Below are 12,608 nucleotides of genomic sequence, written 5' to 3'. Positions count from 1 at the left end.
GCGTCGCAGCCCGTCGCGCCGGGCCGCGACGCGCGCCGACAGCGGCAGCGCCCTGTCCTCGACGACGCTCTTCATGACGAGGGTCGAGCTGAGGCGCATCACGCCGGGCAGGGTCGAGAGCCGCTCGTCGTAGAGCACCTGGAAGCCCTGGAGGTCGCTCGCGACGACGCGCAGCAGGTAGTCGGGATCACCGAAGAGCCGCTGGGCCTGCAGGACGTTGGGGACCTCGACGACCGCGGTCTCGAAGGCCTCGAGCGTGTCCCGGGTCGCGGACTGCATGGTCACGAACAGGAGCGCCTCGAAGGTCAGCCCGACCGAGGCCGCGTCGAGGTGCGCGCGGTAGCCGCTGATGACCCCGGAGCGTTCGAGCGCCCGGAGCCGACGGTGGCACGGCGAGACGCTGAGGCGGACCCGTTCGGCGAGCTCGGTGAGCGTGAGCCGGCCGTCCTGCTGCAGCTCGGCAAGGATCTGGCGGTCAATGTCGTCCATGCGCAAGATCCTTCCATCAGGGCGTGATCCAGGGCAAGAAGTTGGAAGCACCTTTGGCTGATTCCGACCTAACGTCTCTCTCGCGCCGGACGTCGGCGCCCACGCCCCGGGAGGAAGCATGTCCGTCGCCACCATCGCCGCGTTCTGGGCGGTGTCGCTGCTCTTCGTCGTGACCCCCGGTGCCGACTGGGCGTACGCGATCACGGCCGGCCTGCGGCACCGGTCCGTCCTGCCCGCGGTGGGCGGGATGCTGGTCGGCCATCTCGCGACCGCGCTCGTGGTCGCGGCGGGGGTCGGGATGCTGGTGTCCCGTTCGCCGGCCCTCCTCACGGTCCTGACGTTGCTGGGCGCGGCGTACATCGGGTGGCTCGGCGTGACCATGCTCGCCCGCCCCGGCGGCCCCGTCACGGCGGGGGACGACGCCGGCGGGTCGTGGGTGCGTCAGGCCGCGAAGGGGCTCGGGACGAGCGGGCTCAACCCCAAGGTCCTCCTGCTGTTCCTGGCGCTGCTGCCCCAGTTCACCGACCCGGGGGGTCGCTGGCCCGTCGGCGCTCAGATCGCGGTGCTGGGCGCCGTGCACATGGTCGGCTGCGCGGTGGTCTACCTGCTCGTGGCCGTCGGGGCGCGGCGCGTCCTGCGCTCGCGACCCGGCGCGTCGCGGGTCGTCACGCGGTTCTCGGGCGTCGCGATGATCCTCATCGGCGCCGCGCTGGTCCTCGGGCAGGTGGTGGGATGACCCGCTGGGGCCCCGCCCCGCCCGTGGCCCCAGCCCGAGGGACGAGACCTCGAGCCTTCGAGCCTTCGAGCCTTCGGCCGAGCGTCTGTGTCTCCGGGGCTCCGGGGCTCCGGGTCTCCGTCCCAAGGCCCGCACAGGACGTTCACGTGAGCAGCGCCGGGCTTTCGCAGCGCTCCCAGGTGGCGCTGGCAGCATCCGAAGAGATGCGTAAGAGCCAGCCCGCCCTCCGGGCAACCCCCGCCCTGTCCTCCCCGTCGATCGACCTCCTCCCGAGCCTCGCGCAGGCGTCCGCGGCGGGGTCGCCTGCCGCCGTCGTGTTCGTGCACGGGGTGCGCACGTCGAACGCGATCTGGGGCCGTCAGCTCGCCCACGTGCGCGAGGCGGGCCACCTCGCGGTGGCGGTCGACCTGCCGGGGCACGGCGAGCGCAGCGGCGAGCGGTTCACGCTCGCACGGGCCTTCGAGATCCTGGACGACGCCGTCGCGTCCTTCCCCGACGACGTCCCGGTCGTCGTGGTGGGCATGTCGCTCGGCGGGTACACGTCCCTGGCGTACGCGGCGAGCCACCCCGAGCGCCTGGCCGGGGTCGTGGCGTGCGCGTGCAGCGCCGACCCGCGCGGGAAGCCTGTCGCGCTGTTCCGCGAGGCCGCCGCCCTCGTGGACGCCGCGGGCACCGCGACCCGCCGCGCCCTGGGGCGCGTGCAGGACGCGCTGCGCGCCGGGCGTTCGCTTCCCGGGGGTGCCCGGGCCTCGGCACAGCTCACGGGCGCCGGATCGTTCGCGGACCCGCAGCTCCCCGGCAGGCCCGCATGGCAGGTCGTGACCGACGTGCTGCACGAGCTCGCGGGCCGCTCGTCGCGCGCGGACCTGAGCTCCGCGAAGGTGCCGGTGTGGCTCATCAACGGGCAGCGCGACCACCTGCGCCTCGACGAGAAGCGCTACCTCGACGCGGTGCCGGGCACCGCGCTCGTGGTCGTGCCGCGGGCCGGCCACGACGTGAACCTGGACGCCCCCGACGCCTTCAACGCCGCGCTGACCCGAGCGCTCGGAGACCTCACGAGCCGCTGGTCCCCCGCGCGCGAGCAGAGGCTCGTCGGCGCGGCCGCCTGACCGGGCGACCACGCGCCCGCCGCGGCCGACGCCCGAGGGCGAGCGCCGCCGTCGGGCCGCATGCCTCTTCCCCGACACCGATGGGAGACTGGTACCCATGAGCAACGACACCACCCCTGTCAGCGCGCCGGCCGCGGAGTCCGAGCAGGAGATCGCCGCCCGGAACGACAACCGGTCGCACCGGCCCGACTCCGAAGCCTTCAAGGCGTTCATCACGAGCGGCTGGGCGCCGCGCGCGAGCAGCGACGTCGAGGCCGGCGTCGCCGCGCCGTACACCGCGGCCCGCCGCGCCGAGCTCTCCGCGGGCTTCCCCGGCGCGCGCCTCGTGATCCCTGCCGGGCCGCTCAAGGTCCGCTCGAACGACACCGACTACCGGTTCCGCCCGCACTCGGCGTTCGCGCACCTCACGGGCTTCGGCACGGACCAGGAGCCCGACGCGGTCCTGGTCCTGCACCCCGTCGAGCCCGGCACGGGCGACGACGGCTCGAACCACCACGCCGTCCTGTACGTGCGTCCCCTCGCGGCGCGCGACACCCAGGAGTTCTACGCCGACTCGCGCTACGGCGAGTTCTGGGTCGGCGCCCGCCCGAGCCTCGACGACGTCACCACCGTGACCGGCATCGAGGCCGCGCACGTCGACGAGCTGCGCGACGCGCTCGCCAAGGACGTCGGCGAGCACGTCGTCCTCCTGGTCGTCACCGGAGCCGACGAGAACATCGAGGCCCTGGTCGAGGCCATCCGCCTCGAGAACGGCCAGACCGACGACGCCGCTGCGGACGCCACGCTCGTCGAGGCCGCCTCGGAGCTGCGCCTCGTCAAGGACGCGCTCGAGATCGCGCACATGCGCGAGGCCGTCGACGCGACGATCAAGGGCTTCGCCGAGGTCGTGCGCAACCTCACCCGTGCGACCGAGCACCGCCGCGGCGAGCGCGTCATCGAGACGACGTTCGACGCGCACGCCCGCCTCGAGGGCAACACGGTCGGCTACGAGACCATCGCGGCCGCGGGCGAGCACGCCACGACGCTGCACTGGATCCGCAACGACGGCCAGGTCCGCGCGGGCGAGCTCGTGCTGCTCGACGCGGGCGTCGAGGTCGACTCGCTCTACACGGCCGACGTCACGCGCACCCTGCCCGTCGACGGTGCCTACACCGACGTCCAGCGCCGCATCTACACCGCGGTGCTCGACGCCGCCGACGCGGCCTTCGCGGTCGCCGTCCCGGGAGCCCGCTTCCGCGACATCCACGCCGCCGCGATGGAGGTCATCGCCGAACGCCTCGCCGAGTGGGGCCTGCTGCCCGCGACGGCCGAGGAGTCCCTCGCGCCCGAGGGTCAGTTCCACCGTCGCTGGATGGTGCACGGCACGAGCCACCACCTGGGCCTCGACGTGCACGACTGCGCGCAGGCACGGCGCGACCTGTACGTCGACGGCGTCCTGGAGCCCGGCATGGTCTTCACGATCGAGCCCGGCCTGTACTTCAAGAGCGACGACCTCACCGTCCCCGAGGAGTACCGCGGGATCGGTGTCCGCATCGAGGACGACGTCCTGATCACGCAGGACGGCAACGAGAACCTCTCGGCCGCGCTCCCCCGCCGCCCCGAGGACGTCGAGGCGTGGATGGCGTCGCTGCGCGACTGACCGAGCCCCTCAGCACCACGAAGGCGGCGACCCCGAGGACACCATCTCGGGGCGCCGCCTTCGTCGTGCCCGCCCTCGTCGCGCCGGTCCGTCAGACGGCGCGCGCCACGACGAGCAGCTCGCCGGCACCTTCGCCCACGGGTTCGCACGCCCACCCGCCGAAGACCTGCTCGACGGCGAACCCCGCCGCCTCGACGCTCGCGCGCACCTCCCCCTCCGGGCGGAACCGGAGCGTCGCGGTGGACAGGAGCTCGTCTCCCTCGGGCATCTCGTAGCCGAGCGTGAAGTCGACGACGCCGTCGCGCTCACCCGTGATCTCGCACCACGTCTGGACGACGCGACCGTCGCCCAGGACGACCGGGTCTCGCTCGTCGGGCGTGTGCCACGACTCCCATGCGCGGTCGCGGGGGTCGCGGGTGTCGAACACGAGGGTCCCGCCGGGCACGAGGGCCCTGCGGAGGTCCTCGAGGACGCCCGCCCACTCGTCGTCGGCGACGAAGAACTGGGCGACGTGGCTCGTCATGAGGGCCACGTCGAACGCGCCTGCGGGCGCGTCGGCGGACGTCCCGTGCACCCAGGTCACGGCCTCGGCACCGGGCCGGCGCCGGGCCGCGTCGAGCGACGCGTCGGCGGGATCGATGCCCGTCACGCGGTGCCCCGTGGCGGCCAGCGCCACGGTCAGCCGTCCTGTGCCGCACCCGAGATCGAGCACACGCGGGCCCAGCCCCTCGGTCGCGCGAGCGAGGAAGTAGTCGTCGTCGGGGCCCCAGGTGTTCTGGGCGTCGTAGACCTCGACGAGGCGGGCCTCGCGGAACTCGGCCTGGTGGGTGGCGGTGTGCATGCGGCCACGCTAACCGGCACCTCTGCGGCGGTCACGAGAATTGCCCTCTTGTGTACGTCACACACAGTGCGTATGGTCTACACAGTGTAGGGAGTACACAACAGTCTGCGACGCACACGGAGGTAGCGATGCCCGACCCCATGATCGACGTCCGGGGGCTCACCAAGGCCTACGGATCCCACGCCGTCCTGCAGGGCGTGGACCTGACCGTCCGGCGCGGCGAGATCTACGCGCTGCTCGGACCCAACGGCGCGGGCAAGACCACCGCCGTCAACATCCTCACCACCCTCGTCCGGCCGGACTCCGGGACCGCGAGCATCGCGGGCCACGACGTCGTCCGACAGGCCGCGCGGGTCCGCGAGGTCATCGCTCTGACCGGCCAGTACGCCTCGGTCGACGGGTTCCAGACGGGCGAGGAGAACCTCGCGATGATGGCCACGCTCGCGCACCTGCCCCGCGCCGTCGTCGCGGACCGCACGGCCGCGCTGCTCGACCGCTTCGACCTGACCGACGCCGCCCGGCGTCGCGTCGAGACCTACTCGGGTGGCATGCGCCGCCGCCTCGACCTGGCGATCAGCCTCGTCGCGGACCCGCAGGTCCTGATCCTCGACGAGCCCACCACCGGCCTCGACCCGCAGTCGCGCACCGAGCTGTGGGACGTCGTCCGTGAGCTCGCGGCCGACGGCATCACGGTCCTCCTCACGACCCAGTACCTCGAGGAGGCCGACCGGCTCGCCGACACCATCGCGGTCCTCGACGGCGGGCGCATCGTGGCTCGCGGCACCGCGAGCGAGCTCAAGGCCCTTGTCCCCGGCCAGCACGTGCGGGTCGACGTCGAGGACCCCCGCGCCCTCGCATCCGTCCAGGACCTCGGGCTCGAGATCTCCGGGATCGACCCCAAGGACCTCGCGGCCATGGTCTCCACGACCGACCCGCTCCGCACGGTCCGCGACGTCCTGGCGCTGGCCGACGAGCGCGGCATCCCCGTGACCGGGGTCAGCGTGGTCAAGCCCTCGCTCGACGACGTCTTCCTCGCCCTCACGGGAACACGAGGCTCCCGGGCTGCGAGCCAGTCCACGGCCCCCGCTCCCACGACCCAGCACGTCCCCGCCACGACCGAGGCAGGCCACCGATGAGCACCACCACCCCAGAGACCGCCCGGGCCACGCGCCCCGCCCCCGGCCGGCGCACGACCAGCGCCGCCCGTTCCACCCGGCACTCCCCCGCGAGCGCGCTGCGCGACGTCTCGGCCATGACCGGTCGTGAGCTGCGCCGCACGCTGCGCAGCGTCGACGGCCTGGTCACGGCCCTCATGCTGCCCGTCCTCATCATGCTCGTGTTCGTCGTCGTGTTCGGCGGGGCGATCGAGGACGACGGCAGCTACGTCGACTACGTCGTACCGGGCATCCTCGTGCTCTGCCTGGGCTTCGGCTCGGCGACGGCCGCGCTCTCCGTCGCGCAGGACATGACGAGCGGCACGATCAACCGATTCAAGACCCTGCCGATCTTCGGACCGTCGGTCCTGTGGGCCCACGTCCTGGCCAGCACGGTCCGCAACCTCGTCTCGGCGACCCTCGTCCTGCTCGTCGCGGTCGCGCTCGGCTTCAGCCCTGGGGCGGACCTGGGCGGCTGGGTGGGCGTCGCCGGCTACCTCGCGCTCATGGTCCTCGCGTTCACCTGGTTGAGCTGCCTCGCGGGCCTGGTCCTGAGCGTGGACGCCGCGGCGAGCTTCAACATGTTCTTCCTGTTCGTGCCGTACCTGTCGAGCGGGTTCGTCCAGGTCGAGACCATGCCGACGTGGCTGCACGGCTTCGCGGCGCACCAGCCGTTCACCCCCATCATCGAGACGTTGCGCGCCCTGCTCTCGGGTACCTCGACCGCGGGGAGCCTCGTGCCCGCGATCGCGTGGCTCGTCGGGATGTTCGCGGTCTCGTGCGCCCTGGCCTCGGTGCTGTACCGCCGCCGGACGGCGCACTGAGCGCGGTCCCGAGCAGGTGCGTGACGACGTGGCCGCGGCCCGTCCCGGCGCGCCACCGACCGGACCCGCGATGATGTACCCATGACGGACACCACCGATCCCGGCCTGCCCCACGCCATCGCCCTGGCGTGGGGCGTGGCCGAGAACCCGCAGCGCGGCCCGCGCCGCGAGCTGAGCATCGAGCGGATCGTCGAGCAGGCCATCGAGATCGCCGACGCCGAAGGACTCGCGGCGCTCTCGATGAGCAAGCTCGCCGCGGCGCTGGGGTACACGACCATGTCGCTGTACCGCTACGTCACGAGCAAGGACGACCTGCTGCTCCTCATGCAGGAGCAGGCGATCGACGTGGACCTCCCCTCGGGCGCCCGGGCCGACGTCGACGCGGTCATGGAGGGGCGGATCCCCGACGGCGACGAGCCGACGTGGCGGCGCGGGCTGCGCGAGTTCGCCCTCGCGACGCTCGCGGTCTACGAGGCCCACCCGTGGTTCCTCGACGTCGCGGTCCAGGGCGTGCCGCTCACGCCCAACAACCTGCGGTTCGTGGACCTGGGCCTGCGCGCGATGCACGGCACCTCGCTCACGGACGAGGACAAGCTCGCGATGATCATGCTCGTCACGAGCTACGCGCAGAGCGCGGCCCGGATCCAGCGCGAGCTGCGCGGTGCCCGGCAGGACCCGACGGGTCGCGACGTGAGCGGCGCCGCGTACGCCGAGGTCTTCTCCGAGCTCGTGACGCCCGAGCGCTTCCCGTTCCTGCACCCCGTCGTGGCGTCGGGCGCGTACCTGAGCGAGGACGACGGGGTCGACGACGTCGTGTTCGGCCTCGAGCGCGTGCTCGACGGGATCGGGGTCTACATCGACCGCTCGCCCGCCGAGCGCGCCGACTCGCCTCTCCCCTCGCCAGAGGACCGCTCGGCGGCCGAGCTCTACGCGCGCGACCCCCAGGTCAAGGAAGCGTCCAAGGCGCGCCGCGAGGCGGAGAAGGCGGTCCGGGAGGCCGAGAAGCGGCTCAAGGAGGCGCGCAGACGCGAGCGCGACGCGGCGAAGGCCGCCACCGAGCGGGCGGGGCGCTGACCTAGCGCGTGCCCGACGACGTCTCGTCGGCCGGGCCGTCGGCCGCGGCCTGGCCGTCGGCCGCCGGAGCGCCCTGTCCCTCGGCCGGTGCACCGTCGGCCGGTGCGGTCGGCGTGACCTCGCTGCGCATCGCGCCGTAGCGGGGCGCACCCGACGGCGTGGTCCAGCGCGGATCGGGCGTCCGGACCGGCGGTGCGGGCTGGGCCGGGGCGTCGGCCGGTTGGACCGGGCTCGCGCCCGGAGCGGGCACCTGCGGCTGCTGCGCCCCCCACGGCTGACCCGGCTGTCCCTGCTGCTGTCCGGGCGCCTGGCCCGGCTGACCCCACTGGCCCGGCTGCGCGGGCTGACCGGGCCGACCCGCGACCGGCGGGACCTGACGGGCGATGGCCGCTGCGCCGTCGGGCATCTGGGACAGGAGGCGACGCGCGTCGCCCGCCCGTTCGGCGAGGCACAGCAGCGAGTACGACGACGCGACGATCTGGCTCGACGACGTGAAGTCGCGCTTGCCGCCCGTGAGCGAGTACGACAGGACCGAGAACAGCAGGCCGAAGCCCGCACCCAGACCGATCGCCGCGAGCATCAGCCCGCCACCGCTGTTGAACATGTACAGCAGCAGACCCACGAACAGACCGAACCACGCACCGGACGCGAGACCCGCGAGCGCCACCCGCCCGTACGTGAGGCGGCCCATGACCCGCTCGACCATGCGCAGGTCGGTACCGACGATGGTCACGTACTCGACGGCGAACTTGTTGTCGGAGAGGTAGTCGACGGCCTTCTGCGCCTCGAGGTAGGTCGCGTAGGACGCGACCTGCTCCCCGCTCGGCGGCGTCGGGACCTTGGGCGCGGAATTGGGACGAGTCATGCTCATCTGCCCAGTCTCCCGTACATGTCGGTGTGAGGCGAGGGGGTTCGCTCAGGGGGGAGCGCCGACCGGTGCGCTCAGACCGCGTCGAGCACGGCCAGCAGACGCACGACCTCGTCGCGCATCGCGTCCCGGCCCGCCCCCAGGTACTTGCGGGGGTCGACGACGCTCGGGTGCTCGTCGAGGTAGGCCCGCAGCGCCTGCGTGAGCGTGTTGTTGAGGTGCGTCGAGACGTTGATCTTCGTCATGCCCTCCTTGACCGCGCGCGTGAGGTCGTGGTCGGCGACCCCCGACGAGCCGTGCAGCACCAGGGGGACGGGCACGGCGGCGCGCAGCTCGGCGATCCGCTCGAAGTCGAGCGACGCCGTCCGGTCCGTCATGGCGTGCGACGAGCCGACCGCGACCGCGAGCGCGTCGACCCCGGTCGCCGCGACGAACGCGACGGCCTCCGCGGGATCGGTGCGCACGCCCGGCGCGTGCACGCCGTCCTTGCCCCCGACCTTGCCGAGCTCGGCCTCGACGAAGACGCCGCGGGCGTGGGCCTCGCGCACGACGTCGGCCGTGGCCTCGACGTTCTGCTCGTAGTCGAGCGCGGACCCGTCGTACATGACCGAGGTGAAGCCCAGACGGACGGCCTCGCTCACGAGGGCACGGTCCTCGGCGTGATCAAGGTGGACGACGACCGGCGCGCTCGACGCCCGCGCGACGGCGAGCGTCGCGAGCGCGATCGGCTCCAGGCCGCCGTGGTAGCGCGCGGCGTTCTGGCTGATCTGCAGGACGACGCCCGTGCCCGCGCGGGCGGCCGCGGCGACGAAGGCCTCGGCGTGCTCGACCTGGATCACGTTGAAGGCTCCGACCCCGCGGCTCTCGGCGCGGGCCCGGTCGACGAGCTGGTGGGCGGTGACGAGCGGCATTCAGTCCTCCGTGGTGCTGGTGTCGGTCAGGTTCTCGGTGAGGACGCGGGCGCCGAGACGGCGCACGTCCTGGGGGTCGACCTCGCCCGCGACCGGCTGCAGCACCGCCGCGGCCGACGTGGCGACGGTCAGGGCCAGTCGCTCGGCCCAGGGCCTCCCGACGCTCACCGCGAGCGCCGCCATGGCCGCGTCGCCAGCTCCCGTCGGGTTGCCGTGCACGGGGACGTCGAGCCGCGCGCGGGCGGACGGGGTCGTGGACCCGGCCTCGAACGCCGCGAGGCCCTTCTCGCCGTCGGTCACGACGACGGCGCGCGCCCCGAGCGCCTGCAGCGCGGCCACGCCCTCGGCGAGGCCGGGCACCCCGGTCGCCTCGGCGAGCTCGGCACGGTTGGGCTTGAGGAGGTCGGCGCCCGCCCGGGCGGCCCACAGCAGGCCCGGCCCCGAGGCGTCGACGTGGACCGGGCAGCCGGCCTCGCGCAGCGACCGCACCAGGTCGACGAACCGGTCCTGCGTCGTGCCCGCAGGCAGCGAGCCGGAGATCGTCACGACCGACCCGTCCCCGGCGAGCCCGACCGCGGTGCGCACGAGCAGCGCCCACTCCTGCGCGGTGAGCGGCGCCCCGGGTTCGTTGAGGACCGTGGGGTGGCCGCCGTCGTCGGGCCCCGCGCGCTCCGGGACCACCGCGACCGCCTGCCGCAGCGCCCCCGCGACGGGCACGAGCGCGGCGGGCTGCCCCGCGGCCTCGAGGTCCGCCGCGAACGCCGGCCCGAGGAGGCCGCCCACGGGGGCGACCGCGACCGAGTCGCCGCCCAGCGCCCGCACGACGCGGGCGACGTTGACGCCCTTGCCGCCCGCGCGGGCCGCGACCGAACGGACGCGCAGCGCCTCGCCCGGGTCCAGGCGGTCGACGCCGTAGGTCACGTCCCAGGCCGGGTTCGGCGTGAGGCACAGGACCCGCCGGTCGCCCGTCACATCGGCTCCAGGTCGCTCGTGGACACGGCGTCCCACGCGAGGACGGTCGCGCCGTACGTGCCGGCGGCCGAGCCCAGCACGGCCGGGACGAGACGAGGTGCCGGGTGGATCGTCAGGTAGGACCGGACCGCGGCATCGAGGGGGACCATGAGGTCGTCGCCCGCGCGCACGAGCCCACCGCCGATCACGACGACCGGGAGGGCCAGGACGCGGACCATCGCGGCGACGAGCTCGCCGAGCCGGTCGACCGCGCGGTCCCACACCTCACGAGCCACGGCGTCCCCGGCCTTCGCACGGACCAGGACCTCGGCCGAGCCGGGCACCTCGTGGGCCGACGCGCCCGTGAGCTCGCGGTAGCTGCGCGCCATCCCGGCGGCCGACGCATAGGTCTCGGCGCACCCGCTGCCGCCGCAGGGGCACGACGTCCCGCCGCGCACTCCCCCGTGACCCAGCTCGCCCGCGAAGCCGCGCCCGGCGTAGACCTCGCCGCGCAGCACGATCGCCGCGGCGATACCCGTCCCGACCGACACGTACGCGTGGTCGGGCTCGCCACGGCCAGCGCCGAGCCTGGCCTCCGCGAGGCCGCCCGCGCGCACGTCGTGGCCGAACCCCACGGGCAGTCCCGTCGCGTCCGCGACGACCTGCCGCAGCGGCAGGTCGACCCAGTCGAGGTTCTCGGCGTTCCGCACGACGCCCGCGTCCTCGTCGACGACGCCGGGCACCGCGAGGCCCACGCCCCGCACCTGGTGGCCCTCCGGGACCTCGGCACGCAGGGCCTCGATCTCGGCCAGCACCACGGCGACCGAGGCCTCGGGCCCTTCCGCGGCGCGCGTGGGCGCCACGCGCTCGACGAGGATCTCGTCGCGGGCATCCGGGTGCTCACCGCGCGCGACCAGCGCGGACTTGATGTCGGTCCCGCCGACGTCGAGCGCGATCACCGCCGGGCGGAGCCCCGCCCCCGCCGCCGCCCTGCCGCGCGACGACGGCGAGGGCGACGACGAGGACCGGTGCAGCGACGGCGACGCGGGCTCCTGGACGGCGGGGAAGGCGACCTGCTCCTCCCCTGGCCTCATGATGCGACGTCCTCCAGGATGATCGAGCGCGTCAGGTGGCGCGGGGCGTCGGGGTCCAGGCCCTTGCGCTCGGCGTTCGCGACCGCGAGGAGCTGGCAACGCACGAGCGTGAGCTGCGCGTCCTCGTCGAAGCGGACCACCAGGGCACCGGTCCGGGCGACGTCCTCGACCAGCCCCGGGACCTCGGCGCCGAGCAGGAACACCGCGCTCGTCTCGTCGGAGATGCTGATCGGGCCGTGGCGGTAGTCCATGGCCGGGTACGACTCGGCCCAGGCGAGCGAGGCCTCGCGCATCTTGAGCCCCGCCTCGTTCGCGAGCCCCACGGCCATGCCGCGGCCCAGGAACGTGAACTGGGTGCGAGCCAGGACCTCGTCGGGGACCTGCCACCCCACGACGTCCTCGGCCGCTGCCGCGAGCGCCTCGACGTCGTCGCCGAGACCCGCGCGCAGGAGCGAGAGCGCGGCCGTCGCGAACCGGGTCTGGACCACGGACTGCTCGTCGGCGAAGGGCATCACGACCACGTCGTCCGCGGCCCGAGCTCCCGGGGACGTGGGATCCCCCACGATCGCCAGGGTGCGCTGACGGCCGCCGAGCACGTCGAGGAGGTGCAGGATCTCGGTCGTGGTCCCGGAGCGCGTGATCGCCACGACCCGGTCGTAGTCGCGGTCCACCGGGTACTCGCTGCCCGCGAACGCGTCGGTGACTCCTTGGCCCAGCTCCTCGCGGCGGGCCGCGTAGGCCTGCGCGACGAACCAGGAGGTGCCGCAGCCGACGATCGCGACGCGCTCGCCCGGCTGCGGGAGGGCCGCGGCACGCTCGGCCGCGAGGCTCGCGGCCTCGCGCCAGACCTGGGGCTGGCTCGCGATCTCGACGCTGACGTGGGAGGTGCTCATGGTGTCAAACCCTTCTGGTGGGGCC

At 74.1% G+C, this 12,608-nt stretch carries 13 protein-coding genes; 6 read left to right on the top strand and 7 right to left on the bottom strand.

Annotation, left to right across the window (positions count from 1 at the left end; genetic code table 11):
* A partial coding sequence (locus tag ACFRCR_RS11350; RefSeq protein ID WP_377677613.1) for an Lrp/AsnC family transcriptional regulator occupies positions 1-489 on the bottom strand: 489 nt, incomplete at its 3' end.
* A 118-nt stretch (positions 490-607) separates the two neighbouring features.
* Between ACFRCR_RS11350 and ACFRCR_RS11345 the strand changes: the two genes are divergently transcribed.
* The 3 genes from ACFRCR_RS11345 (at position 608) to ACFRCR_RS11335 (ending at position 3,973) form a co-directional block, all read left to right on the top strand.
* Complete coding sequence (locus ACFRCR_RS11345) at positions 608-1,225, top strand: LysE family translocator (RefSeq protein WP_377677611.1); 618 nt, start codon at positions 608-610, stop codon at positions 1,223-1,225.
* Between the two features lie 203 nt (positions 1,226-1,428).
* Positions 1,429-2,334, top strand: a complete 906-nt coding sequence (locus ACFRCR_RS11340) for an alpha/beta fold hydrolase (protein WP_377677610.1) — start codon at positions 1,429-1,431, stop codon at positions 2,332-2,334.
* Between the two features lie 97 nt (positions 2,335-2,431).
* Positions 2,432-3,973, top strand: a complete 1,542-nt coding sequence (locus tag ACFRCR_RS11335; protein ID WP_377677608.1) for an aminopeptidase P family protein — start codon at positions 2,432-2,434, stop codon at positions 3,971-3,973.
* Positions 3,974-4,064: 91 nt separating this feature from the next.
* Here the strand turns inward: ACFRCR_RS11335 and ACFRCR_RS11330 are convergent, their stop codons facing one another.
* The gene (locus ACFRCR_RS11330; RefSeq protein ID WP_377677605.1) at positions 4,065-4,814 is read right to left on the bottom strand and encodes a class I SAM-dependent methyltransferase; all 750 of its coding nucleotides are present in this window, start codon (positions 4,812-4,814) and stop codon (positions 4,065-4,067) included.
* A gap of 128 nt (positions 4,815-4,942) precedes the next feature.
* On the opposite strand from ACFRCR_RS11330, the gene ACFRCR_RS11325 reads away from it, so the two are divergent.
* The 3 genes from ACFRCR_RS11325 to ACFRCR_RS11315 all read left to right on the top strand — a co-directional run bounded on the left by ACFRCR_RS11325 (position 4,943) and on the right by ACFRCR_RS11315 (position 7,866).
* A complete protein-coding gene (locus ACFRCR_RS11325; RefSeq protein WP_377677603.1) occupies positions 4,943-5,950 on the top strand; it encodes an ATP-binding cassette domain-containing protein in 1,008 nt (335 codons plus the stop codon).
* Entirely contained in the window at positions 5,947-6,792 is an 846-nt protein-coding gene (locus ACFRCR_RS11320; protein ID WP_377677601.1) for an ABC transporter permease, read from the top strand. Before ACFRCR_RS11325 ends, ACFRCR_RS11320 begins: the two co-directional genes overlap by 4 nt.
* Positions 6,793-6,873: 81 nt before the next feature.
* Positions 6,874-7,866: a TetR/AcrR family transcriptional regulator C-terminal domain-containing protein gene (locus ACFRCR_RS11315; protein WP_377677599.1), complete on the top strand. Its 993-nt coding sequence runs from the start codon at positions 6,874-6,876 to the stop codon at positions 7,864-7,866.
* Between the two features lies 1 nt (position 7,867).
* On the opposite strand, the gene ACFRCR_RS11310 is transcribed toward ACFRCR_RS11315, so the two are convergent.
* The 5 genes from ACFRCR_RS11310 to ACFRCR_RS11290 form a co-directional block, all read right to left on the bottom strand.
* On the bottom strand, positions 7,868-8,737 hold the full coding sequence (locus ACFRCR_RS11310) for a general stress protein (RefSeq protein WP_377677597.1): 870 nt from the start codon (positions 8,735-8,737) through the stop codon (positions 7,868-7,870).
* Positions 8,738-8,808: 71 nt separating this feature from the next.
* The gene (locus tag ACFRCR_RS11305) at positions 8,809-9,645 is read right to left on the bottom strand and encodes a ketose-bisphosphate aldolase (protein ID WP_377677596.1); all 837 of its coding nucleotides are present in this window, start codon (positions 9,643-9,645) and stop codon (positions 8,809-8,811) included.
* Entirely contained in the window at positions 9,646-10,617 is a 972-nt protein-coding gene (locus ACFRCR_RS11300; protein ID WP_377677595.1) for a 1-phosphofructokinase family hexose kinase, read from the bottom strand.
* The gene (locus ACFRCR_RS11295) at positions 10,614-11,690 is read right to left on the bottom strand and encodes an ROK family protein (RefSeq protein ID WP_377677593.1); all 1,077 of its coding nucleotides are present in this window, start codon (positions 11,688-11,690) and stop codon (positions 10,614-10,616) included. The genes ACFRCR_RS11300 and ACFRCR_RS11295 overlap by 4 nt, the downstream gene beginning before the upstream one ends.
* On the bottom strand, positions 11,687-12,583 hold the full coding sequence (locus tag ACFRCR_RS11290; protein ID WP_377677591.1) for an SIS domain-containing protein: 897 nt from the start codon (positions 12,581-12,583) through the stop codon (positions 11,687-11,689). Before ACFRCR_RS11290 ends, ACFRCR_RS11295 begins: the two co-directional genes overlap by 4 nt.
* Between the last annotated feature and the right edge of the window lie 25 nt (positions 12,584-12,608).

The sequence above is a fragment of the Oerskovia sp. NPDC056781 genome (assembly GCF_042789955.1).
Lineage (GTDB): Bacteria > Actinomycetota > Actinomycetes > Actinomycetales > Cellulomonadaceae > Oerskovia > Oerskovia rustica.
This window is presented reverse-complemented; position numbering and strand designations above follow the sequence as displayed.

Excerpts from the sequence above, each read along its gene's own strand:
- ACFRCR_RS11345 (WP_377677611.1), top strand. The coding sequence starts at position 608 with ATGTCCGTCGCCACCATCGCCGCGTTCTGGGCGGTGTCGCTGCTCTTC.
- ACFRCR_RS11340 (WP_377677610.1), top strand. The coding sequence starts at position 1,429 with ATGCGTAAGAGCCAGCCCGCCCTCCGGGCAACCCCCGCCCTGTCCTCC.
- ACFRCR_RS11335 (WP_377677608.1), top strand. The coding sequence starts at position 2,432 with ATGAGCAACGACACCACCCCTGTCAGCGCGCCGGCCGCGGAGTCCGAG.
- ACFRCR_RS11330 (WP_377677605.1), bottom strand. The coding sequence starts at position 4,814 with ATGCACACCGCCACCCACCAGGCCGAGTTCCGCGAGGCCCGCCTCGTC.
- ACFRCR_RS11325 (WP_377677603.1), top strand. The coding sequence starts at position 4,943 with ATGCCCGACCCCATGATCGACGTCCGGGGGCTCACCAAGGCCTACGGA.
- ACFRCR_RS11320 (WP_377677601.1), top strand. The coding sequence starts at position 5,947 with ATGAGCACCACCACCCCAGAGACCGCCCGGGCCACGCGCCCCGCCCCC.
- ACFRCR_RS11315 (WP_377677599.1), top strand. The coding sequence starts at position 6,874 with ATGACGGACACCACCGATCCCGGCCTGCCCCACGCCATCGCCCTGGCG.
- ACFRCR_RS11310 (WP_377677597.1), bottom strand. The coding sequence starts at position 8,737 with ATGAGCATGACTCGTCCCAATTCCGCGCCCAAGGTCCCGACGCCGCCG.
- ACFRCR_RS11305 (WP_377677596.1), bottom strand. The coding sequence starts at position 9,645 with ATGCCGCTCGTCACCGCCCACCAGCTCGTCGACCGGGCCCGCGCCGAG.
- ACFRCR_RS11295 (WP_377677593.1), bottom strand. The coding sequence starts at position 11,690 with ATGAGGCCAGGGGAGGAGCAGGTCGCCTTCCCCGCCGTCCAGGAGCCC.
- ACFRCR_RS11290 (WP_377677591.1), bottom strand. The coding sequence starts at position 12,583 with ATGAGCACCTCCCACGTCAGCGTCGAGATCGCGAGCCAGCCCCAGGTC.